Raw genomic sequence first — 22,345 nt, forward strand, 5'->3', positions numbered from 1 at the left:
GGAGAACGCATGCCGGTAAGCGATCATGATCTGACGCAAGCCTGGAAGCAGGTGCTGACGCTGTCGAAGCTGCAGCCGGGCCAGAGCGTCACCGTGCTGACCAGCGCCGCCACGCATCCGCAGACGATGCGCACCGCGCTGCTGGCGGCATCGTCGATGGGCGCCATCGTCAACCGGCTCGACCTGCCGCCGGTCAATGCGGAGAAGGCACTGAGCCGCGATTCGCTGGCGTATCTGGGCACCACGCCGCTGACCGGAAACCAGGCGGCCATCGCGGCGCTCAAGGCCAGCGATCTGGTGCTCGACCTGATGACGCTGCTGTTCTCGCCCGAGCAGCACGAAATCCTCGCCACCGGCACCAGGATCCTGCTCGCGGTCGAGCCACCGGAGGTGCTGGTGCGGCTGGTGCCGACCGAGGCGGACCGCACACGTGTGCGTGCGGCCACCGCGCGGCTGTCGCGGGCACACGAGATGCATATCGTCTCCGACGCCGGCACCGATCTGCGCTGCGCGCTCGGCGAATTCCCGGCAATCAGCGAATACGGCTTCGTCGACGAACCGGGCCGCTGGGACCACTGGCCCAGCGGCTTCGTGCTGACCTGGCCCAACGAAGGCGGCACCAACGGCCGCATCGTGCTCGACCGCGGCGACATCCTGCTGCCGATGAAGTCCTATATCCAGGCGCCGATCGACATCACGGTCGAAAACGGCTACGTCACGTCGATCGACGGCGAGCTCGATGCCGAGCTGCTCGCCGACTACATGGCGTCGTTCAACGACCCGGAGGCCTATGCGATGTCGCACATCGGCTGGGGCCTGCAGCCGCGGGCGCGCTGGTCCACGCTGGCGATGTACGACCGCGAGGCGACCATCGGCATGGACGCACGTGCCTACGAAGGCAATTTCCTGTGCTCGTTCGGGCCGAACAACGAGGCCGGCGGCAGCCGCACCACCGCCTGCCACATCGACATTCCGGTGCGCCATTGCACCGTCAGGCTCGATGGCGACACGGTGGTGGAACGGGGCCGCGTCATGGATGGCGGCGCCCCGATCCAGCAAGCATTCGACTATCGAACCGACGGAGCCTGACATGCAGCATGAAGTGTCGACGTACCAGCGCCAGGGATTTGGCGCGACCCTGGAGATCGCCGCGCCGTTCGGCCTGTTGATCATCGACTTCGTCAACGGCTTCGCCGACCCGGAAGTGTTCGGCGGCGGCAATATCCCCGAGGCGATCGCGAATACCGGGCCGCTACTGGCCGCGGCGCGCGAACAGGGTTGGCCGATCGCGCATACGCGCATCGTCTTTGCCGACGACGGCGCGGACCGCAATGTCTTCACGCAGAAGGTGCCGGGCATGCTGACGTTGAAGGAGGCCAGCCACAACAGCGCGATCGTGCCGCAACTGGCGCCGGGCGACGGCGAACTGGTGGTGCGCAAGACGGTGCCGTCGGCGTTCTTCGGTACCTCGCTGGCGGCATGGCTCGCGCATCGCGGCGTGCGCACGCTGCTGGTGGCGGGCTGCGTCACCAGCGGCTGCGTACGCGCCAGCGTGGTCGACGCGATGTCGTACGGTTTTCGCCCGCTGGTGCTGTCCGATTGCGTCGGCGACCGCGCGCTGGGCCCGCATCAGGCCAATCTGTTCGACATGGAGCAGAAGTACGCCACCGTGATGCCGCGCGACGAGGCGCTGGCCGCGATCGCGGCAACGGTCGCGGCGCAGGCCCGCTAGCGCGGCGACGGACCGCTGGAGATCGCCGATGCGCCGCGCCTCAACCGGCCGCCGCCACGCGAGCGTTCTGCGCGGTCTTGCGTACCGGCTTGCGCGCGGCCTTGCTTGCGCGCGGTGCGGCAGGCGGCTCGGCCGTCGCAGCATGCTCCGCGGCAATCGAGGGCCGGCACACTGCGTTCAGCACGGTGTGCTGCATCACGTTGCGCCAGTGCTCGAGCGCGGGCTTGCTCATCATCGGCTCGCCCAGGAACGCACTCAGCGTATGGTGGTTGGAGTTGTAGAAGTAGCCCAGCGAAGCGATCACCAGATAGATGTCGCGGGCGCGGACCTCGGGCTGGAAGTGGCCGCTGGCCTTGCCGCGCTCGAGCACCCCGTCGAGCACCGACAGCGCATAGCTGGAGATTTCCTTCAGCCTGCCCGACTTCTTCGCATGCCGCCCCTGGCTGATGTTTTCGCTGGTCAGGATCGCGACGAACTCCGGGTGGTCCAGATAGTAGTGCCAGACGAAGTCGGTCAGCTGCATCAGCGCGCGCACCGGATTGTCCGGATCGAGCTCCAGCGCCTGCTCGGCCTCGTTCAGCTGCGTGTAAATGGTCTCGAGCACTTCGACGAACAGCTTTTCCTTGCTGCCGAAGTAGTAGTAGATCATCCGGTCGTAGGTCTTGGCGAGCGACGAGATGCGCTCGACCCGCCCACCGTCGTAGCCGCGCTCGGCAAAGACCTTGATGGCCGCCTTGAGGATCTTGGCGCGCGTATCCTGGGCTTGCCTGGCCCGCGTGCCGGCCGCTGCCCTGGTTCTTGCCGTCGCGGTGGTCATGTCGTCGGTTGCGAGGATCTGGCGTTGCGAAGCTGCCAGTATAACTGTCGAAGGTGGCCGCAGCCGCACGCCTTTCCGGGTGTGCGAGGCCATTGCAGCGCCATGGCGGCGCGCCCGCCTTCGAAGGGAAAAGAACGAAATGCCGATGCACGACGATGACTCTCCACGCGCACTGAGACTGGCCCTGGCGCAGGCGCGTGGCGTGCTGCTGATCACGCGCGCCGCGCAGGCGGCGCCCAAGCCAGCGCCCGGCCAACCCGGCGCGGCATCCGACTATGTGCCGGCGCTGCCGGATGTCTTCATCGCGGTGCGCGCCGATGGCGAGGTGCTGGCCTTCAATGGCCACGTCGATCTCGGCACGGGCATTCGCACCGCGCTCGCGCAGATCGTCGCCGAGGAGCTGGACGTGCCGCTCGCGTCGGTGCGCATGGTGCTGGGGCATACGGACGCCACGCCCAATCAGGGGCCGACCATTGCCAGCGCGACCATCCAGATTTCCGCGCAACCGCTGCGCCGGGCCGCGGCGCAGGCGCGGGCGTTCCTGCTGGCGCGCGCCGCCGAGCGGCTGGGCGCAGCCGTCGACAGACTGGTCGTAGACCAGGGCCGCGTTCGCATCGGTCAGGCCGGCGGGGATACGCTGGGCGAAGCCGGGCTGCCCTACGCTGCCCTGCTCGGCGACGACCATATCGAGCTGCCGCTGGCCGACGACGTCGCGACCAAGCCGGCCAGCGACTATCGCGTGGTCGGCAAAGCCGCGCCGCGCGTGGATATTCCGGCCAAGGCTACCGGCGCGCTGACCTTTGTCCATGACATGCGCGTGCCCGGCATGCTCCATGGCCGGGTGATTCGTCCCCCGTATGCGGGACGCGATGCCGGCGATTTCGTCGGACGCAGCCTGATCTCGGTCGACCGCGATTCGATCCGCGATGTGCCTGGCGTGATCGACGTCGTGATCGTCGGCGATTTCGTCGGCGTGGTTGCGCAGCGCGAGGAGCAGGCCATCGAAGCGGCACGGAGGCTGCGCGTGCAATGGCGCGCCGCGCCGCCGTTGCCGCCGCTCGACGACCCCGAGCCCGCGCTGCGCGCCAATCCCGCCAAACGTCGCGAACTGCGGACCGAAGGCGATACCGCCTCCGCGCAGCAGCAACAGCCCGCCACCACGCTGAAGCGCAGCTACGTGTGGCCCTACCAGATGCACGCGTCGATCGGCCCCTCCTGCGGTGTGGCCGAGTGGCGCGACGATGGATCCGTCGACGGGCGCGGCAGCGCGCTGACGGTCTGGTCCGGCACGCAGAACCCGCATGTGCTGCGGATCGACCTGTCGCGCCTGACCGGCCTGGACGAAAGCCGGATCGAGATCGTGCGGATGGAGGCGGCCGGCTGTTATGGCCGCAACTGTGCGGACGATGTCTGCGCCGACGCGGTGCTGCTGTCGCGCGCGGTCGGCCAGCCGGTGCGCGTGCAGCTGTCGCGCGAGCAGGAGCATCTGTGGGAGCCGAAGGGCGCGGCGCAGCTGATGGACGTACAGGGCACGCTCGGTGCCGACGGCGCGCTGCTCGGCTACGACTTCGTCAGCCGCTATCCGTCCAACGACGCGCCCACGCTCGCGCTGCTGCTCACCGGCAAGATCGACCCGGCGCCGCGCATGCTGGAGATGGGCGACCGCACCGCGGTGCCGCCCTACGACTATGCGCGCACGCACATCGCCTGCGACGATACGCCGGCCATCGTCCGCGCCGCCTGGCTGCGCGGCGTGTCGGCGCTGCCCAATACCTTCGCGCACGAATGCTTCATCGAGGAACTGGCGCACGAGGCGGGCGCCGACCCGCTGGCCTTCCGGCTGCGCCACCTTCCCGACGATCGGGCCGCGGACCTGCTGCGCGCGGTCGCGCAGGAAGCCGGCTGGCGCGACGGCGGGCGCGGTACGCGCGGCATCCCGGCTGCGGACGGCAAGCTGCGCGGCCGCGGCATCGCCTATGCCCGCTATATCCACAGCAAGTTCCCCGGCTTTGGCGCGGCCTGGTCGGCGTGGGTCGTCGATCTGGAGGTCGAGCCCGACAGCGGCAACATCCGCGTGCTGCGCGTGGTGGTCGGTCAGGACACCGGCATGATGGTGAACCCGGACGGCGTCCGCCATCAGGTGCACGGCAATGTGGTGCAGACCCTCAGCCGCTCGCTGAAGGAGCAGGTGCGCTTCGACGCCGTTGGCGTCGCCAGTCGCGAATGGGGCAGCTATCCGCTGCTGACCTTCCCCGAGCTGCCGCCGATTTCGGTGGTGCTGATGCCGCGGCAGCACGAGGCGCCGCTGGGCGCCGGCGAATCGGCTTCGCTGCCGGGCGCGCCCGCACTGGCCAATGCGCTGTTCGATGCCACCGGCATCCGGCTGCGGCGGCCGCCGTTCACGCCGGAATCGGTGCGCGCGGCGTTGTCCCGGAAGACGGTGCCCTGCGCCACCGAGGCGGCCTGAGAACGCAGCCGATTACGCCCCCGACTCCCGCTCGTCGAACTCGCTCATTTTCTTCAGCAGATAGGTGATCGCGACGCGCTCGGCCGGATTGAGGTCGCCGAAGGTCTGTTCGGTGATCTGGTGCGCGAACGGAATGGTCTCGTCGATCAGCGCCAACCCGGCGGGCGTGACGGTGACCACCACCTTGCGCCGATCGCTGGGGTCATGCGACACCGCGATCAGCTCGCGCGCCTTCAGCCGTTCGATGATGCCGCGCACCGTGGCCTGGTCGATCGCGGTGGCGCGCACGATCTCGCTGAGCGAACACGACTGCCGTTCCTTGACCGCACACAGCACGACGAATTGCGCCGCGGTCAGCTGCGAATCGGGAATGGTCTGCTGGAAGATCGCCACATGCCGCTGATAGGCCCGCCGCAACAAATGGCCGACCTGATCGGTGAAATCGTAGGAAGGGACCGGCGTCTTGTTCTTGTTGGATGACGAGGTGGACACTTTGCGTGGCGGCATCGGAAGCAGGGTTGCGCAGAGTATATCGGGCATGGCCACCATACGGGGCTGTGGCGGCCCACCGGCGCTGCCGCGACAGGCATTTGCGGGCCATCGCCGGCCGATTTGACCGGCCGGCCGTACGGGCGCAGTATCATGGCAGCTTCTACACGCCGCAGCGCCCCCATACCGTTTCCATGTCAGCCGTTATCCCGGGGCATCTGGCCAAGCCTGATGCCGCCCACCTGGTCCGCTTCTACGACGAGGATTCGCTCCTGATCGCGGACGTGCGGGAGTTCGCTGACGAGGCCTTGCGCTGCGGCGGCAGCGCGATCCTGATCGCCACCGAGGAGCATCTGGAGGCATTGCTGCCCTTGCTGCGCGGCCTTGGCCCCGGTCGCGACGAGCAGCCGTGGTACACCGGCAATCTGATCGCGCTGCCGGCGCAGGCGACGCTGGACCGCTTCATGGTCGACGGATGGCCGGACGAGCAGCGCTTTCTGGCCAGCGTCGGTGAGCTGGTCGCGGCCGAAGCGCAGCGCTCGCCGCCACTGCATGCGTTTGGCGAGATGGTGGCGCTGCTGTGCGAGCAGGGTCGGCACGACGCCGCGCTGCGGCTCGAGGAACTCTGGAACGATCTGATCGGGCGGCATGGCTTTCGGCTGCTGTGCGCCTATCCGCACCGCGTCTTCGCCAGCAGCGAGCAGGCCCGCCACTTCCGCTGCGTCTGCGACGTCCACACCCACTTCTACGCGACCGCCGCGGGCAAACCCGCGGAGATTGCCGATGCCGATCTGCGCGCCTCGGTATGGCAGCAGAAGGCGCTGGCGCTCGAGAACGAGGTCAAGCGCCTGCGGGGGGCCGAGTCCACGTTGCGCCGGCGCGAGATCGAACTGACCGACTTCCTCGACAACGCCGCCGAGGGCGTGCATCGCGTGGCGGCCGACGGCACCATCCTGTGGGCCAACCAGGCCGAGCTGCAGATGCTCGGCTACCGCTACGACGAATACGTGGGACGCCCGATCACCGACTTCCACGTCGATGCCCCGGTGATCGAACACATCCTGGACAGTCTGAAAGCCGGCGACACGCTGTACGACCAGCCCGCGCGGCTGCGCTGCAAGGACGGCAGCATCAAGCCCGTGCTGATCCATTCGAACGGTTGCTTCGAAGACGGCAAGCTGCGCTATACGCGCTGCTTCACGCGCGACGCCAGCGACCGGGTAGCGCGCGAGATCGCGGAGCAGCAGCGCGAGCGGCTGCTGCGCGAACTGGAACGCGCCAGCCAGGCCAAGGACGAGTTCCTGGCGATGCTGGGGCACGAGCTGCGCAACCCGCTGTCGCCGATCGTCACCGCGCTGCAGCTGATGCGCATGCGCGGCTCCACCGAGACCGAACGCGAGCGCGCCATCATCGAGCGCCAGGTCGAACATCTGGTGCGGCTGATCGACGATCTGCTCGACGTCTCGCGCATCACGCGCGGCAATATCGAGTTGAAGGTCGAGACGGTCCAGCTTGCCGACGTGTTGGCCAAGGCGGTCGAGATGGCCAGCCGCCTGCTCGAGCAGCGCAGCCACCGGCTGTCGATGGATGTCGACCGCACGCTGGTCTGGCAGGGCGATCCGGTGCGCCTGGCGCAGGCGGTCGCCAATCTGCTGACCAATGCGGCACGTTACACCGATATCGGCGGGGATATCCTGCTGTCGGCGCAGCGCGATGGCGATGGCGACATCGTGATCCGCGTGCGCGACAACGGCATCGGCATCGGCGCCGAGATGCTGCCGCATCTGTTTGACCTGTTCTACCAGGGGCCGCGCAAGATCGACCGGCAGCAGGGCGGGCTGGGCATCGGCCTGGCGCTGGTCAAGAATCTGGTCGAGTTGCACGGCGGCAGCGTCGCCGCCGCCAGCGATGGGCCGGGCCACGGCAGCGAGTTCACGATCCGGCTGCCCGCGGTGGCCAGCGCGGAACTGGTCGCCGCCGCGCATCGCGACGAACACGCCGCCGTTGCCGCCGGCGATGCGCAACGCGTGCTGCTGGTCGATGACAACGTCGATTCGGTGCAGGCGCTGGCGCAGCTGCTCAAGGCCTATGGCCATCACGTGGCAGTGGTCTACGACCCGGTCTCCGCGCTGCGCATCGTCGAGCGTTTTGCGCCCGACGTCGCCGTGCTCGACATCGGCCTGCCAGTGATGGACGGCTACGAACTGGTACGCCGTCTGCGCGAGTCGCTCGGCGACCACCCGTGCCGCTTCGTCGCGCTGACCGGCTACGGCCAGGACACCGACCGCGATCGCAGCAGGGCCGCCGGCTTCGGCCAGCATCTGGTCAAGCCGGTCAGCCCCGACGCGCTGCTGCGGCTGATCCAGGAGACCGGCCGCTGAGGCCGCCCTTCCTCAGACCCGCGATACACCCCTATACGGCCTATACGGCCTATACGGCCGATACCGCCTATACCGCCAGATAGCTGCGCCGAACCTCGTCGTTGGCGGCGAGTTCCGCCATGGTGCCGTGATAGCGGATATGGCCGTTCTCCAGCACATAGGCGCGATCGCTGACCAGTTCGGCGAAATGCAGGTTCTGCTCGGACAACAGGATGGACATGCCCTCGCGCTTGAGCGCCAGGATCATGTGGGCCATCTGTTCGACGATGACCGGCGCCACGCCTTCGGACGGCTCGTCGAGCAGCACCAGATAGGGATTGCCCATCAGCGTGCGCGACACCGTCAGCATCTGCTGCTCGCCGCCGCTCATCTGCCCGCCCGGACGGTGCGGCATCTCGCCCAGATTGGGGAACAGCGAGAACAGCTTTTCCGGCGTCCATTCGACCGCATCGGGACGCGGCGGCTGCTTGCCGATCTCGAGGTTCTCCATCACCGTCAGGTCGGTGAAGATGCGCCGGTCCTCTGGCACGAAGCCCATGCCCATGCGGCTGATCTGATACGGCTTGGCGCGCGCCAGGTCGCGCCCACGGAAGCGGATGCTGCCGTGCGCACGATCGAGCAGGCCCATCAGCGCCTTCATCGTGGTCGATTTGCCGGCGCCGTTGCGGCCCATCAACGCGACGACCTCGCCGCGCCGCACTTCGAGCCCGACATCGAACAGGATATGCGCGCGGCCGTAGAAGGCATTGAGCCCGCTCACTTCCAACAACGTGTCGGCGCTCATGCCATGCCCTCCTGTGTCGCGTGCCCCGGCTTGCGCTGGCTTTCAAAGGTCTTGCCGGTGCCGAAATACACTTCGCGCACCTTCGGATCATTGCGGATCGCCTCGCCATCGCCCTCGGCGATCAGCTGGCCGCGCGCCAGCACGATCATGCGGTCCGCATAGGCGAACACCACATCCATGCTGTGCTCGGTGAACAGCACCGACAGCTGGTGCCGCACGACCAGCTGCCTGGTCAGCGCCATCAAGGCCCGGCGCTCTTCGGGGGCCATCCCGGCGGTCGGCTCGTCCATCAGCAACAGCCGCGGCCGGTTGGCCAGCGCGATGGCAAGCTCGACGCGCTTGACGTCGCCATAGGCCAGCACGCCGCAGGCGCGTTCTGCCTGGGCCGCCATGCCGACCTGTTCGAGCAGCGCCATCGCCTCGTCGCGATGGTGCGCGCGCACCGGACGCCACAGCTGGAACAGCTTGCGCTCGCGCGACAGGATCGCCATCTGCACGTTCTCGACCACCGTCATCGAGCCGAAGGTTGCGGCGATTTGAAAGGTCCGGCCGACGCCAAGCCGCCAGATATCGCGCGGCCGCATGCCGGCGATCTCGTGGCCGTCGAATCGGATCGAGCCCTGGTCCGGCTTCAGTTGGCCGTTGAGCATGTTGAAGCAGGTCGATTTGCCGGCGCCGTTGGGCCCGAGCAGCGCCAGCAGCTGACCGGCCGGCAGATCGAACGACACGTCGTTGACGGCCTTGACGCCGCCGAAGGCCTTGCCGAGATGTCTGACTTGCAGCAGCGTCATGCCGGCTCCTTCAGCGAGGGAGATTGCCACGAAGACGTCGACGCGCCAGCGGCCGCCGCGGCCGTCCGAGTCTGCGCTGGCTCGGCCTCGTGCACGAATCGCTTGCGCAGCGAGCCGACGATGCCGGCCGGGAACAGGATCACCAGCAGCAGCATGGTGGCGCCCAGCAGCGCGCGCCAGTATTCGGTTTCGCGCGCGATGGTGTCGTGCAGCCAGGTAAAGACCGAGGCGCCGACCAGCGGCCCGGCCAGCGTCTGCACGCCGCCGAGCAGCACCATCACCAGGCCGTCGACCGAACGCCCGACGCTGATCGCCTCGGGCGAGATGCTGCCCTTCGAATAGGCGAACAGCACGCCCGCCATGCCGCAGAACAGTCCGGCGATGGCGAAGGCCACCCACTGCACGCGCTTGACATCGATGCCGATCGCCTCGGCACGCAGCGACGAGTCGCGGCCGGCCCGCATCGCGTAGCCGAACGGTGCAAACAGGATGCGACGCAGCGCCAGCACGCACAGGCAGCAAAGCCCCATCGTCAGATAGTAGAACGCTGTCGGCGAGGACAGCCAACCCGCGGGCCATACGCCCAGCAAGCCGTTGCTGCCGCCGGTGAAACCGTCCCACTGGTAGATCACCGACCAGACGATCTGCGCGAAGGCCAGCGTCAGCATCGCCAGATAGGTGCCGGACAGCCGCACGCAGAACCAGCCGAACACCACCGCGCCGACGCAGGCGACCAGCGGCGCCAGCAGCAGCGTGGCCTCCATCGGCAGCTGCCATTTGGTCAGCAGCAGCGCGGCCGCATAGGCGCCCAGGCCGAAGTAGGCGGCATGGCCAAACGAATGCAGGCCGCCCGGTCCCATGATGAAGTGCAGGCTGGCGGCGAACAGCACCGCGATCAGGATCTCGACCAGCAGCACCGTCAGATACGGATAGGCCTGCGCCAGCAGCGGCACCAGCAGCAGCGCCGCGACCGTCAGTCCCCCGGCGAGCTTGACCGCCGTGCCCGGCGCGCGCAGCGGGGCCTCCAGTTCGGCGCCATTGCGCGAGGGCGCCTGCGGCTTGCCGAGCAGGCCCCAGGGACGTACCACCAGGATCACCGCCATCACCAGAAATTCGACCACCAGCGTCATCCTGGTCAGCGCGATCTCGACGCCGCCGAACGACACCGTACCGAGCGCAATGCACAGCGCCTTGATCTCGGCAATCAGCAGCGCGGCGAGGAAAGCGCCGGGAATCGAGCCCATGCCGCCGACCACCACCACCACGAAGGCGCTGCCGATGGTCTCCAGATCGAGCGCCAGGTTGGCCGGGACGCGCGGGCCCTGCAGCGCGCCGGCAAGCCCGGCCAGGAAGCAGCCGAGCGCGAATACGCCGGTGAACAGCCAGGCCTGATTGATGCCCAGCGCACCGACCATCTCGCGGTCCTGCGTCGCCGCGCGCAGCAGCTTGCCCCAGCGCGTACGCGTCAGCAGCAGCCACAGCAGCCCGAGCACCAGCGGGCCGATCGCGATCAGCACCAGATCGTATTGCGGGAAGCGCTGGCCCAGCACCTGGACCGCGCCGCTCAGGCCGGGCGCGCGCGGACCGAACAGGTCCTCGGGGCCCCAGACGAACAGCGCCGCGTCCTTGATCACCAGCACCAGCGCGAAGGTCGCCAGCAGCTGGAACAGTTCGGGCGCCTGATAGATGCGCCGCAGGATCAGGCACTCGACCAGCGCGCCGATCGCGGCGACCAGCAGCGCCGACACCAGCACACCGCCCCAGAAGCCCGCGGCGGTCTCGCCGATGCGGCTGAGCACCGTATAGGACAGGTAGATGCCCAGCATGAAAAACGAGCCGTGGGCGAAATTGACGATGCGCGTGACGCCGAAAATCAGCGACAGCCCGGCGGCCACCAGGAACATCGTCGAGGCCTCGGCCAGGCCGTTCAGCAACTGGACCAGCAAGCTTGTCAGTGTCATGTGTCGACTCCAGCCGGGACGCGCCGGCCCTGGTGCATTGGCCTGATTGCACCGGCCCTGTTGCACCGGCCCGATCGCATCGGCCCTGATTGCATCGCCGTTATTGCGCCGGCCGCATCGCCTTCACTTCGGCATCGCTGGGCTGCACCTTGGCGCCGTCCACGTAGACGAACGACGTCATCACGCCCTTGCCGTCGCGCACGCCGGTACGGCCGACGTAGGCGCCCATCGTCGATTGATGGTCCTGCGGACGATAGACGATCGGCCCCATCGGCGTGTCGACATTCAGGCCGGAGAAGGCGGCGGCCAGCTTGTCGCTGTCGATGCTGCCGGCCTTCTTCAGGCCGGCGGCGATCGACTTGACGGCGGCGTAGCCGACCACCGAGCCGACGCGCGGCGTGTCGTTGAACCTCTTGCGATAGGCCTCGACGAACTTCTTGTTCTCGGGTGTATCGATCGCGTACCACGGGTAGCCGGTGACGATCCAGTTCTTCGGCGCCTCGCTGCGCAACGGGTCGAGGTATTCCGGTTCGCCGGTCAGCAGCGACACCACCTCGCGGCCCTCGAACAGCCCGCGCGTATTGCCCTCGCGCACGAACTTGCCCAGGTCGGCGGCGAACAGCACGTTGAAGATCGCATCGGGCCTCGCATCGGCCAGCGCCTGCACCACCGAGCCGGCGTCGACCTTGCCCAGCGGCGGCGCCTGTTCGGCGACAAACTCCACATCGGGCTGCGCCTGCTTGAGCAGCTTCTTGAAGGTGGCAACCGCCGACTGGCCGTACTCGTAGTTGGGATAGACGATGGCCCAGCGCTTCTTCTTCAGCCTGGCCGCCTCTGGCACCAGCATCGCGACCTGCATATAGGTCGACGGGCGCAGCCGGTAGGTGTATCGGTTGCCGTTCTGCCAGACGATCTTGTCGGTCAGCGGCTCGGCGGCCAGGAAGAACACGCGCCGCTGCCTGGCATAGTCGGTCAGCGCGAGGCCGGTATTGGACAGGAAGCCGCCGAACAGCAGCGCCACGCGTTCGCGCGCCACCAGTTCCTCGGCCACTCGGACCGAATCGCCTGGATTGCCGTTATCGTCGCGCGACACCACTTCCAGCTTCTTGCCGAGCACGCCGCCCGCCGCATTGACCTCCTCGACCGCCATCTCCCAGCCGCGCTTGTACGGCTCGAGAAACGCCGGTTGCGCCTTGTAGCTGTTGATCTCGCCGATCTTGATGGTGTTCTGCGCCAGCGCCGCGGCGCTGCCGAGCAGCGCCGACACGGTGACTGCCATGGCGGCGGTGGCGCGGCGCAGTCGTCGTTGGGGGCGGATTCGGTTGTGCATCGTTCTTCCTTTGCTGAGCGAGTCGCCAGATGGCGGGAATGGACGGTGGAACGGACGGTGGAACGGCAAGGCGCGCCGGCACCGGCCGGCACAGTGCTGGTGCGGGCCGCCCTTTCGGCGCAGGGCCGCGCACTGTTTTCATTCAGGATTCACTACATAAATGACGACGGGCGGATCGACGCAAGGAACGGGCCAGCGGCACGGCCCCATGCTGAACCGTGCAAGCATGCCACGTCAATCCGGTTCGCGCTCGTCGCCCGGCGCAACGCCGGGCGGCGGAGCTTCGAGGCATCGCCATTGATGTAGTGTTTACCGAATGGACGTTCAGTATGTACTACATCAACACGGGTGCAAATCAGGGTGTTCACGGGAATGGCAGCGGTGGGGGGCGCGCGCCATGGCGGGCACGGGCAGGCAGCAAGGCGGGCCGGGAAGCGACGCAGGAATTAAGCCGTCTGCGAAAAGCCGGCCCGGCTCAACCTCTTTCTTGCAGCAGGTCGACATAGGCGGTGGGCACCAGCTGGCTGGCGTCGATGCCGAGCTTGCGCAGCAGCGCATGCGCCTCGGCCGCGCCTTGATCGGCCTCTTCGCCATCGCGCAGCACCACCTCCAGCTCCAGGAAGTCGCCCAGCCCTTCGACGCGGTCCAGATGCACGCGGGTGCGGCCGACCAGGTAGAGGATGCGGGCCTTGCGCACGCGCCCGGCCTCGCCGTAAGCGGCCGAGAGCGCGGCGCGCAGCTGGTCCGGCTCGCTAGTCGGTACGATCTGGTAGTGGCTGGCCCTGGGGCCGCTGTCGTCGGCGCGGCGATAGAAGATCAGCTCGCCCCGCCCCGACGGAAACGCGCGCAGCTTGAGCCGGCCATTGCCGCAATGGAAGAAGGTGTCGTCCTGCTCAAGCAGCTCGGGACCGTGGTCGGCCAGTTCGGCCGCGAGGGGCGCCAGGGCGTCGCGGTCGTCGACGCGGGCCTTGATTTCGATATTGGTCGGCATGGGGCGAGGATGGTAGCACGCGTCGCGGCGTGCCCCCCTCCGCGCGGATCAGGCTTTCGCGTGCTGCTCGACCGCCAGCGCCAGCGCGTCTTCGAGCCGGTCGTTGCCCCAGAACATCTGTTCGCCGACGAAGAACGTCGGCGCGCCGAAGATGCCGCGCTGCAGGGCCCGTTCGGTCTGCGCACGCAGCGCCTCCTTGTTCTGCCGCAGCACCGCGGCGGACAGCAGCGCGTCGGCCGGCAGACGCAGTTCGGCCAGCGCCTCGCCGACCGCCTCCGGGTTGTCGATGTCGCGGTCCTCGGCGAAATTCATCCGCATGATGCGGCGGCAATAGGCGCCGATCCAGGGCTCTTCGGCACCGAGCAAGGCCACACGCATCGGCAGCAGCGCACGGCGCGGAAACTGGCTCGGCTGCCGCCATGGCAGGCCATATTTGGCGCACTGGCGGGCGGTATCGATCATCGCGTAGGCGCCCTTGACGCGCTGCACCACGAAGGGGGAGGCCTCCCAGCCGTGCGCGGCGAACACCGGCCCGAGCAGGAAGGGCTTCCACACCAGCGCGACACCGTGCCGGGCCGCAAGCGGCTCGATCCGCATCGCGCTCAGGTAGCTGTAGTTGCTGCCGAACTCGAACCAGAACTCCAGAGTGGGCGTGGACCGCGCGGACATCGTCTCTCCTCGTTCGGGAATGGTGGGAACGGTGCCACGATGATCCCGTACGGCCCGGTGCCGCTCAAGCGCGGCGTCGGCATGGCCGGCATGCCGATGCGGCATGCCGCGGCGCACAACGGGGCGGCCGTTGTGACACCGCCGCCGCCCGGGGTGTCGTCCCTTTCCTACAGGCAATTCAGTCCCGGGCGGAATCGACGCCGGTCCGGTCGGGCCTAAGCTGGACGCATCAGGCGGCAACCACGCCGCTCAGGAGATCATCATGTGGAAGCTGATTGCAACGCTCGTTGCGGCGGGCGCGATGACCATCTCGATGCAGGGCTGTACCTTGGGCGGCGCGGTTGCCGGCGGCGCGATCGGACACGAAGTCAGTGACGGCAGCCCGTGGGGCACGATCGGCGGCGCGGCCGTCGGCGGCTATATCGGCCACGAACTCGGCAAGGACTGACGGCTACCCCGTCATAGCCGCGCATGCGGGAATCCAGCGCCTCTCGGAGCCGCTGGATCCCCGCGTCCGCGGCGACGACGGCGTCTGTCGGTCATATCGGAATGCCGATCAATAGCGCGGCCGTTCCGCGCTGCGCGCCACCACTGCATTGCCCGCGATCAATTCGCCCAGCAGCGCCAGCGAGGCGCGTCCGCTGGTGCGGTAGGGATCGAATTCCGCACGCGGAAAATACTTCAGCAGCGTCGCGGTATTGATGCGGCAGGTATCGACCAGCCCCATCGCCCAGCCGGCGAACTCCCGCTCGCCAATTTCCTCGTAGTGCAGCAGCACCACGTCCTCGTGGCGCCGGTCCTGTGCGATCCGGTGATAGAGGGCCGACACCTCGGCGCGGGCGCCTTCCAGCGCCTGCAGAAACACGCCGTTGCCATAGCACAGCACGCCGGTGATGCCCTGCGCCGGATTGCGTTCGATGCTGGTGGCGACAATCGTGTCGACCAGATCCTCGTCGGCGGGCTGGCGTGCGCGGCTGGCGTAAAGCAGACGAACTAGCATGATGGCCTCCTTCAGCCGCGGTTCAGATTGAGCAGGGTCAGGAATTCGCGGCGCAGGCTGTCGTTCTTCAGGAACGAGCCGCGCATCACGCTGTTGGTCATCTTCGCGTCGGTATCGCGCACGCCCCGCCAGTGCATGCAGAAGTGCTCGGCCTCCATCACGATGGCCAGGCCGTCGGGATTCATCTTCTGCTGCAGCAGGTCGGCCATCTGGCTGACCGCTTCTTCCTGAATCTGCGGACGGCACATGATCCATTCGGCCAGCCGCGCATACTTGGACAGGCCGATCAGATTCGAATGCTGGTTGGGCATGACGCCGACCCACAGCTTGCCGATGATCGGGCACAGATGGTGCGAACAGGCACTGCGCACGCGGATCGGACCGACGATCATCAGTTCGCTGAGCTGCTCGACATTGGGAAACTCGGTCACGCTGGGCGCATGCACATAGCGGCCCGCGAAGATCTCCTTCATGTACATCTTCGCGACGCGGCGCGCGGTCTCCTGCGTGTTGTGATCGTTGTCGATATCGATCACCAGACTGCGCAGCACGTCGGCCAGCTTGCCCTCGACCTCCTTCGATAACAGGTCGAGCTCGCCCGGTTCGATAAAGCGCGAGATATTGTCGTTGGCGTGAAAGCGCTGGCGCGCGGCGACCAGCCTGGCGCGGATGCGCTCGGATACCGGCTGCTGCGTGGCCTGGCCGCGCGGGTCGGCCTCGGCCGGCGCAGCAGCGCCGGCGCCCGGCCGTTTCGAAGCGGAATCGCTATTGGTCATGCCGTTTCCCGATTTGAAGGACATTGGCCCGACTATAGGGGGACGGCTCAGTGGCGGCAAGCGGGGGGAAAGCGGACAGGCGGTGCCCGCGGATGGCGGGCTCTGGCGGCAAGGCCCGCAACTTCAGGCACAGGCCGCGTCAGGCCGCGGCGATGTCCCGCACGGCGCGCGCGAACAGCTCTGCAGGCGGCACGAACAGGCCACGGCCCAGCAGGCCCAGTTCGCCTGCGGCATCGATCATGGCGATCGCGGTCAGCGGCTCGCGACCCGGTGCCACGCTCGCGGCATCGAGACCCACGGGCAACCCTCGCGGTGCCAGACCCGGATGCCGGCCGGCGAGCAAGGCGCCGGGACGCTGGCGCCAATCGGCCGGCAGCCAGGGCGCCAGCACGTCGGCGATCTCCGGCGCGCCAGACAGCGCCTGTCCGCCGCAGCCCAGCGCGTCGATCACCCCGCTGTCGCCCACCACCGGCAAGGCGCTGGCCGCGGCCGCCGATGTGTTCAGCGGCGGCCCGGCGGGCGCGGACGCCGGCACGGCATGCCAGCGATCTGGCTGGCCTGCGAGACGGATGCCGATCCGCTCGCCATTGCCGGCCAGCGCCACGACCAGGGTCGAGGCCCCATCGCGGCCGCCATCCGCGGCGCGGCCGAGCATCAGATGGCAGGCCGCCATCCACACCGTCAGAAAGAACAGCGGCGTCTGGCGCAGCATCTGGGCGACTGCGTACACGTCGTCGCCATCCCCGGCGTGCCGCGCCCCATCGCGGCTTGCGTCCAACGCCGGCAACAGCCGCTCGCACAAGGCCGTGTTGGCCGCAGTGGTACGCGCATGCAGATCGTCGCCGCCGGCCAGTCCGGCTGCCGCCAGCGGCAGCAACGGCAGCGGCCCGGCGGCCAGCACGGCGTTCAGCCGGCGCGCCAGCGGGCCGTCGCGCCACGCCAGCCTGGGCAGGATGGCCGGATCCCGGCTGCCGAAGCGCAATTGCGGTCCCGCACCGCTGCCGAGCAGCGACCACGCCCGGGCACCAGCGGCTTGGTCGACCCGAGCGGACTGCGCGTCGGGAGCCGCCAGATCGACGACCTCTACCAGCGCCGACGAAGGCGAGATCAGCGCCGCGAGCGGTGTCACCGCGCCGAAGTCCTGGGCGGGCCGCAATGCCACGCGGCCGGAGGCGATCAAACGCTCCGCCGCCGCGACATCGCTGGCCCAGCCCTCGTGCAGGCAACACAGTACGGCCGAAGCCAGCAACGGCTTCGGTGGCCGGCACGGGTCCGTCAACGGCGGGCCGGCGTGCAGCAGCGTATGGTGGTCCAGGTCCAGGGCCAGCGCCTCGCGCGCCGGCCTGACCGCGGTCCAGGCGGGTTGCACCGAGGTCAGCCGCGCCAGCACGCGGGCATTGGCGGCCCGGTGGGCCTCTTCATTCGGATCGATCGCTTGCATTGCCGCCCTCGCCTGCGCTCACATGCCCATATAGGCGTGCCGCACGCGCGGATCGTCGGCCAGCAGCCGCGTTTCCCCGGCGAGCGACACGCGTCCGGTCTCGACCACGTTGGCATGGCGGGCCAGCTCGAATGCCGTCAGCACGTCCTGCTCGACCAGCAGGATGGTCAGCCCGGCGCGGTTGATCTGCAGCAGCGCCTCGCCGAGGTTCTCGACGGCGCGCGGGGCCAGCCCCAGCGACAGCTCGTCGATCATCAGCAGCTGCGGGCGCGACATGATGCCCCGGCCGATCGCGCACATCTGCTGCTCGCCGCCGGACAGCGTGGTGGCATCCTGCTTCTGGCGCGTCTTCAGGATCGGAAACATGGTGAAGACGAAGTCCAGATCGGCCTCGATATCGGCACGGCTGTCGCTGCGCAGATAGGCGCCCAGCAGCAGGTTGTCGCGGATCGACAGGCCGCGAAACAGCCGCCGCCCCTCGGGCACATGCGCGACGCCGGCGCGCAGCATCGCGTCGGGACTGGCGCCGGTCATGTCCTTGCCGGCAAACGTCAGCCGGCCGCCGGTGGGCTTGACCATGCCGGAGATGGTCCGCAGCAGCGTCGACTTGCCGGCGCCGTTGGAGCCGACGATGCAGGTTATCTCGCCGGCCGGGACCCGCAGGTCGATGCCCCACAGCACCTGCACGTCGCCGTAGCCGGCACGCAGGCCGGCGATTTCGAGCAGCGGCGTGTTGGCGGGCGCGGCCAGGCCGGTCGGCACCGCACTGGCGCGGGCACCTCTGGCGGCGGTGGTCTGGACGTTCATCGGCTGGCCTCCGCGGTCGTGTTCGTGGTGGGCATCGCGCCCGCGCCATGCGCCGCCTGGCGCGCGGCAAACTTGCTGCCCAGATAAGCCTCGATGACCCGAGGATCGCGGATGACCGCCTGCGGCTCGCCCTGCGCGATCAGCTCGCCCTGATGCAACACCAGGATGCGCTGGCTCAACGACATCACGACCTTCATCAGATGTTCAATCAGCAGGATGGTGACGCCGCGCGCCGCGATGGCGCGCATCAGCGCCAGCGCCTGGTCGATCTCGGCGCTGTTCAGCCCCGCATTGACCTCGTCGAGCAACAGCAGGCGCGGCCGCATCGCCAGGCTCTTGGCGAGTTCCAGCCGCTTGCGCGACGGCAGCGTCAGCGCGGTGGCCGGGCGCCGGGCCTCGTGCGCCAGGCCGACGAATTCCAGATGCTCCATCGCGTCGCGCTCGGCCTGCGCCATGCTGGCCGCGTGGCCGGCGAACAGCGCGCCGGCGCACACGTTCTCGAGCACCGTCATCTGCGGAAACGGCTGCACGATCTGAAAGGTCCGCGCCAGGCCGCTGCGCGCCGCCTGCCAAGGGCGCTGCGCCGTGACGTTGCGTCCGCGGAACACGACGGCGCCGCCGTCGGCCCGCACCACGCCGGTGATCAGATTGACCAGCGTGGTCTTGCCCGCGCCATTCGGCCCGATCAGCCCGACGATCTCGCCTTCCTCCAGCGCGAAGCTGACCTGGCGGGTCGCGTGCAGCCCGCCGAAATGCTTGTCCAGTGCCTGGACCTCCAGCAGCTTGCCCATCAGCGCACCTCCGTCGCGGCGGCGCGCCCGGCGCGCGAACCGATTGCCGACTTGATGCGGGACAGCCGGCCGCGATAGTCGATCTTCAGCAGCCCCCCGGGCAGGAAGAAGATCAGCAGCACGATCACCACGCCGAGAATCGCCTGGTGGTAATCGAGAAAGCGCGCCCAGATGGTTTCCTCCATCAGCACGAAAGCGGTGGCGCCGACCAGCGGCCCATAGACGGTGCCCAGGCCGCCCAGCATCGCCATCACCGGCACCTTCAGCGTCAGCAGGATGCCGAACGCATCGGTCGGCGCGATATACGAGACCCACGACGCGTAGATCGCGCCCACGGTGCCGCAATAGACCGCCGACAGCGTATAGGCCGCGGTCTTGTAGCGGTTGGTGTCGATGCCCACCATATCGGCGGCCTCCTCGTTCTGGCTGATGCAGCGCAGGCCGAAGCCCAGCCGCGAGCGGTCGACTGCCAGCGTGGTGGCCCACGCGCACAGCATCACCGCAAGCATCGCGTACAGGAAGACCCGCCCGGCGAAATCCGGCCCGCCGCTCAGAATGCGGATGTTGAGCCCGTCACCGCCGCCGGTCACATCGACCCACAGCGAGGCGACCATGCGCAGCACCTCGACCAGCGTGATCGAGCCGATCGCGAAGTAATGGCCCTTCATCCGCAGGATCGCGCCGCCCAGCAGCGCGGCGAACAGGCTGACGAACACGGTGGCGCCGAGCCAGGCGAGCACCATCGGCACGCCCGCGTTCTGCAGCAGCCCGCCGACGTAGCTGCCCAGGCCGACAAAGGCCGCGGTCGAGAACGAGGGATAGCCGGCATAGCCGCCGATGAAGTTCCACGACAGCGCCAGCGCCCCGTACATGCAGACGAAGGTGGCGAGCCGCACGAAGTAGTTGTCGGCGAGGAAGGGCATCGCGGCCAGCAGCAGCACGCCGCCGGCGAACAGCAGATGGGCGCCGCGCGCGCGGAAACGGGAACGTTTGACGTTCATTGGTAGCCTCGCTTGCCGATCAGCCCGGTGGGCCGCGTCATCAACAGCACCAGCATCAGCAGCGAGCCGACCAGGATCGCGCTCTGGGCGCCAAGAAAGTTGCCCGCCACGCTCTCGATCAGCCCCAGCGCAAGGCCGCCGACCAGCGCCCCCGGCACCGTGCCGAGCCCGCCAATCACGCAGATCACGAAGGCCTTGCCGAGCAGCAGGCCGGTGATATTGGTGGTGATCGGGAACACCACCGACATCAGCACGCCGCAGGCGCCGGCCATCAGCGCGCCGATGCCGAAGGTGATCGCGTAGACGCGGCCGACGCGAATGCCCATCAGCGTGGCGGCGTCGCGGTCCATCCGCACCGCGACGATGGCGCGGCCGATGCGCGAGCTGCGCAGCACCAGATAGAGCAGGCCGGTCATCGCCAGCGCCAGCAGCATCGCCAGCAGCCGGTCGTTCGGCACGATCACGCCGCCCAGATCCAGCCGCCCGAGGTCCAGGGAGATCCTTCGCGGCGTCGCGTCGAACCACAGGTTCATCAGGTTGTAGAGGATCATGTCCAGGCCGAAGGTCAGCGTCAGTGTGGTCAGCACCGGTTGCGACACGACCCGGTTGACCAGCCCGTACTGCAGCAGAAAGCCCAGCACGAACAGCCCCGCCGACACCGCCAGCAGCATCACGAAGGGGCTGACTTGCCAGTGCAGCCAGGCGAAGTAGGCCAGATAGCCGCCCAGCACGATGAACGACCCGTGCAGCATGTTGATGACGTTCAGCACGCCCCAGACCAGCGAAAAGCCGACGGCGATGCAGGCGTACAGCGCGCCAAGCATCAGGCCGTTGACGACGATTTGTGCGTAGAGGCTCATGGCGGTGGCTTCCGGCAGTTCGCGTCAGCGCACGGCGACGAGGTTGGCCTGCTTGACGGCCTGCGGATACAGCACGGCGACCTTGCCCGACTGGACCTGGATGATCGGCAGGTCCCGCCCGGCATTCATGCCGTTGGGGCCGAACTTGATCGGGCCGTAGAACGTCATCGTCTCGAGCGATGCCAGCGCGTCGCGCACCTTGGCGCCCTGGGTGGTGCCGGCCTTCTCGATGGCCTTCTGCAGGGCGATCAGCGCGGCCGCGGCGGACGCGTGCACATAGTCGGGATCATGCTTTTCGCGCGCGACGAATTCATCGTAGAAGGCCCTGGTCGAACCGAACACGTCGTCGGCCTTGTATTGCGAGGACTGATGCCACCAGGTCGCGCTGCTGACGTTGTTGGCCAGCGGGCCCAGCGCGTCGATGAACTCCTGGTAGGCCGGCCCGGTGATCATCGTGATGATCGGCGCGGTGGTTCCCAGGTCGGCCATCTGCTTGCGCACCAGGATCAGATCCTTGGTATAGCCGGTGATGTAGATCCAGTCGGCGCCCGATGCCTTGATGCGCGACAGCGATGCCGAGTGGTCGAGCGCGCCCACCGGGAAATACTCGTTGTGGACGACCTTGAGGCCGGCCTTCTCGGCATGCGCCTTCATCGTCGCGGCCATCGAGCGCGGGAACACATCCTCGCGGCCCAGGATTGCGATCTTCTTGACTGCCGGCATCTGCGCGGTGAAGGTGCGGATCATCGAGTCGACCAGGCCGCCGTTCGGCGCCAGCGTGCCAAACAGGTATTTGTAGCCCTGGTCGAACACCGACTCGGACGATGCGGCGGACGCCATCACCGGTACGCCGTAGCGCTCGGCCACGCCCGCTACCACCTTGGTATGCCCGGAGCCGAACGGCGCGGTCAGGAATTCGACCTTGTCCTGCGTGATCAGCTTCTCCGCCATCTGCTGCGCGCGCTTCTCGTCGGACTGGTAGTCGTAGGTGATCAGCTCGACTTTGCGCCTGGTGCCGCCGACGCTGATGCCGCCGGCGGCATTGACCCGCTTGAGCCACATGTCGTAGGCCACCTGCTGCTTCTTGCCTTCGTCGGCCAGGCCCCCCGTCAGCGCCAGCGGCGCGCCGATGCGGATGGTGGACTGGGCGTGGGCCAGCGCGGTGGCGCCCATCAGGAGCGCGGACAGCAGCGCGGTACGGAACAGCTTGGGGGTCATGGAATACCTCGTCAGGGGACAGGTCTTGCGGGAGCGAAT

At 68.2% G+C, this 22,345-nt stretch carries 21 protein-coding genes; 5 read left to right on the top strand and 16 right to left on the bottom strand.

The features are described from left to right. Nucleotides 1–9: 9 nt before the first annotated feature. Together HTY53_RS09520 and HTY53_RS09525 are read left to right on the top strand one after the other, a co-directional pair. Nucleotides 10–1,089, top strand: coding sequence for a 2,5-dihydroxypyridine 5,6-dioxygenase (locus tag HTY53_RS09520; protein WP_174106238.1), 1,080 nt, complete (start codon nucleotides 10–12; stop codon nucleotides 1,087–1,089). A gap of 1 nt (nucleotide 1,090) precedes the next feature. Then, the gene (locus HTY53_RS09525; RefSeq protein WP_174106239.1) at nucleotides 1,091–1,732 is read left to right on the top strand and encodes an N-carbamoylsarcosine amidohydrolase; all 642 of its coding nucleotides are present in this window, start codon (nucleotides 1,091–1,093) and stop codon (nucleotides 1,730–1,732) included. A 40-nt stretch (nucleotides 1,733–1,772) separates the two neighbouring features. On the opposite strand, the gene HTY53_RS09530 is transcribed toward HTY53_RS09525, so the two are convergent. Further along, nucleotides 1,773–2,549, bottom strand: a complete 777-nt coding sequence (locus tag HTY53_RS09530) for a TetR/AcrR family transcriptional regulator (protein ID WP_174106240.1) — start codon at nucleotides 2,547–2,549, stop codon at nucleotides 1,773–1,775. Nucleotides 2,550–2,688: 139 nt separating this feature from the next. On the opposite strand from HTY53_RS09530, the gene HTY53_RS09535 reads away from it, so the two are divergent. Further along, nucleotides 2,689–5,016, top strand: coding sequence for a xanthine dehydrogenase family protein molybdopterin-binding subunit (locus HTY53_RS09535; protein WP_174106241.1), 2,328 nt, complete (start codon nucleotides 2,689–2,691; stop codon nucleotides 5,014–5,016). Nucleotides 5,017–5,028: 12 nt separating this feature from the next. Here HTY53_RS09535 and HTY53_RS09540 read toward each other — a convergent pair whose 3' ends face one another. Continuing rightward, on the bottom strand, nucleotides 5,029–5,523 hold the full coding sequence (locus HTY53_RS09540; protein ID WP_174106242.1) for a MarR family winged helix-turn-helix transcriptional regulator: 495 nt from the start codon (nucleotides 5,521–5,523) through the stop codon (nucleotides 5,029–5,031). A gap of 176 nt (nucleotides 5,524–5,699) precedes the next feature. On the opposite strand from HTY53_RS09540, the gene HTY53_RS09545 reads away from it, so the two are divergent. Continuing rightward, nucleotides 5,700–7,886 carry a hybrid sensor histidine kinase/response regulator gene (locus HTY53_RS09545; RefSeq protein WP_174106243.1) on the top strand — a complete coding sequence of 729 codons (2,187 nt, stop codon included), beginning with the start codon at nucleotides 5,700–5,702 and terminating at the stop codon, nucleotides 7,884–7,886. Between the two features lie 67 nt (nucleotides 7,887–7,953). Here the strand turns inward: HTY53_RS09545 and HTY53_RS09550 are convergent, their stop codons facing one another. The 6 genes from HTY53_RS09550 to HTY53_RS09575 form a co-directional block, all read right to left on the bottom strand. Continuing rightward, nucleotides 7,954–8,670 (bottom strand): ABC transporter ATP-binding protein, encoded by a 717-nt coding sequence (locus HTY53_RS09550; RefSeq protein ID WP_174106244.1) that lies wholly within the window; start codon nucleotides 8,668–8,670, stop codon nucleotides 7,954–7,956. Beyond that, entirely contained in the window at nucleotides 8,667–9,461 is a 795-nt protein-coding gene (locus HTY53_RS09555) for an ABC transporter ATP-binding protein (protein ID WP_174106245.1), read from the bottom strand. Before HTY53_RS09555 ends, HTY53_RS09550 begins: the two co-directional genes overlap by 4 nt. Further along, a complete protein-coding gene (locus tag HTY53_RS09560; protein ID WP_174106246.1) occupies nucleotides 9,458–11,422 on the bottom strand; it encodes an ABC transporter permease in 1,965 nt (654 codons plus the stop codon). Before HTY53_RS09560 ends, HTY53_RS09555 begins: the two co-directional genes overlap by 4 nt. 100 nt (nucleotides 11,423–11,522) lie before the next feature. Further along, nucleotides 11,523–12,701, bottom strand: coding sequence for an ABC transporter substrate-binding protein (locus tag HTY53_RS09565; protein WP_254599888.1), 1,179 nt, complete (start codon nucleotides 12,699–12,701; stop codon nucleotides 11,523–11,525). A gap of 526 nt (nucleotides 12,702–13,227) precedes the next feature. After that, nucleotides 13,228–13,743: a class IV adenylate cyclase gene (locus HTY53_RS09570; RefSeq protein ID WP_174106248.1), complete on the bottom strand. Its 516-nt coding sequence runs from the start codon at nucleotides 13,741–13,743 to the stop codon at nucleotides 13,228–13,230. Nucleotides 13,744–13,791: 48 nt separating this feature from the next. After that, on the bottom strand, nucleotides 13,792–14,412 hold the full coding sequence (locus HTY53_RS09575; protein WP_174106249.1) for a 2-hydroxychromene-2-carboxylate isomerase: 621 nt from the start codon (nucleotides 14,410–14,412) through the stop codon (nucleotides 13,792–13,794). Between the two features lie 262 nt (nucleotides 14,413–14,674). Between HTY53_RS09575 and HTY53_RS09580 the strand changes: the two genes are divergently transcribed. Beyond that, the gene (locus HTY53_RS09580; protein ID WP_053823305.1) at nucleotides 14,675–14,860 is read left to right on the top strand and encodes a glycine zipper 2TM domain-containing protein; all 186 of its coding nucleotides are present in this window, start codon (nucleotides 14,675–14,677) and stop codon (nucleotides 14,858–14,860) included. A 108-nt stretch (nucleotides 14,861–14,968) separates the two neighbouring features. Here HTY53_RS09580 and HTY53_RS09585 read toward each other — a convergent pair whose 3' ends face one another. From HTY53_RS09585 to HTY53_RS09620, 8 genes are all read right to left on the bottom strand, one after another. Continuing rightward, complete coding sequence (locus HTY53_RS09585) at nucleotides 14,969–15,412, bottom strand: BLUF domain-containing protein (RefSeq protein WP_174106250.1); 444 nt, start codon at nucleotides 15,410–15,412, stop codon at nucleotides 14,969–14,971. A gap of 11 nt (nucleotides 15,413–15,423) precedes the next feature. Then, nucleotides 15,424–16,188, bottom strand: a complete 765-nt coding sequence (folE, locus tag HTY53_RS09590) for a GTP cyclohydrolase I (RefSeq protein WP_238511531.1) — start codon at nucleotides 16,186–16,188, stop codon at nucleotides 15,424–15,426. Nucleotides 16,189–16,327: 139 nt separating this feature from the next. Beyond that, complete coding sequence (locus HTY53_RS09595; RefSeq protein WP_174106252.1) at nucleotides 16,328–17,629, bottom strand: oxamate carbamoyltransferase subunit AllG family protein; 1,302 nt, start codon at nucleotides 17,627–17,629, stop codon at nucleotides 16,328–16,330. Between the two features lie 18 nt (nucleotides 17,630–17,647). Continuing rightward, the gene (locus tag HTY53_RS09600) at nucleotides 17,648–18,436 is read right to left on the bottom strand and encodes an ABC transporter ATP-binding protein (RefSeq protein WP_174106253.1); all 789 of its coding nucleotides are present in this window, start codon (nucleotides 18,434–18,436) and stop codon (nucleotides 17,648–17,650) included. Next, entirely contained in the window at nucleotides 18,433–19,227 is a 795-nt protein-coding gene (locus tag HTY53_RS09605) for an ABC transporter ATP-binding protein (protein WP_174106254.1), read from the bottom strand. The genes HTY53_RS09600 and HTY53_RS09605 overlap by 4 nt, the downstream gene beginning before the upstream one ends. Continuing rightward, on the bottom strand, nucleotides 19,227–20,228 hold the full coding sequence (locus HTY53_RS09610) for a branched-chain amino acid ABC transporter permease (RefSeq protein WP_174106255.1): 1,002 nt from the start codon (nucleotides 20,226–20,228) through the stop codon (nucleotides 19,227–19,229). The genes HTY53_RS09605 and HTY53_RS09610 overlap by 1 nt, the downstream gene beginning before the upstream one ends. Beyond that, a complete protein-coding gene (locus HTY53_RS09615) occupies nucleotides 20,225–21,088 on the bottom strand; it encodes a branched-chain amino acid ABC transporter permease (protein WP_174106256.1) in 864 nt (287 codons plus the stop codon). The genes HTY53_RS09610 and HTY53_RS09615 overlap by 4 nt, the downstream gene beginning before the upstream one ends. Nucleotides 21,089–21,112: 24 nt before the next feature. Beyond that, nucleotides 21,113–22,306: an amino acid ABC transporter substrate-binding protein gene (locus HTY53_RS09620; RefSeq protein ID WP_174106257.1), complete on the bottom strand. Its 1,194-nt coding sequence runs from the start codon at nucleotides 22,304–22,306 to the stop codon at nucleotides 21,113–21,115. Nucleotides 22,307–22,345: the final 39 nt, after the last annotated feature.

Source organism: Cupriavidus gilardii, from assembly GCF_013314895.1.
Taxonomy (GTDB): domain Bacteria; phylum Pseudomonadota; class Gammaproteobacteria; order Burkholderiales; family Burkholderiaceae; genus Cupriavidus; species Cupriavidus gilardii_C.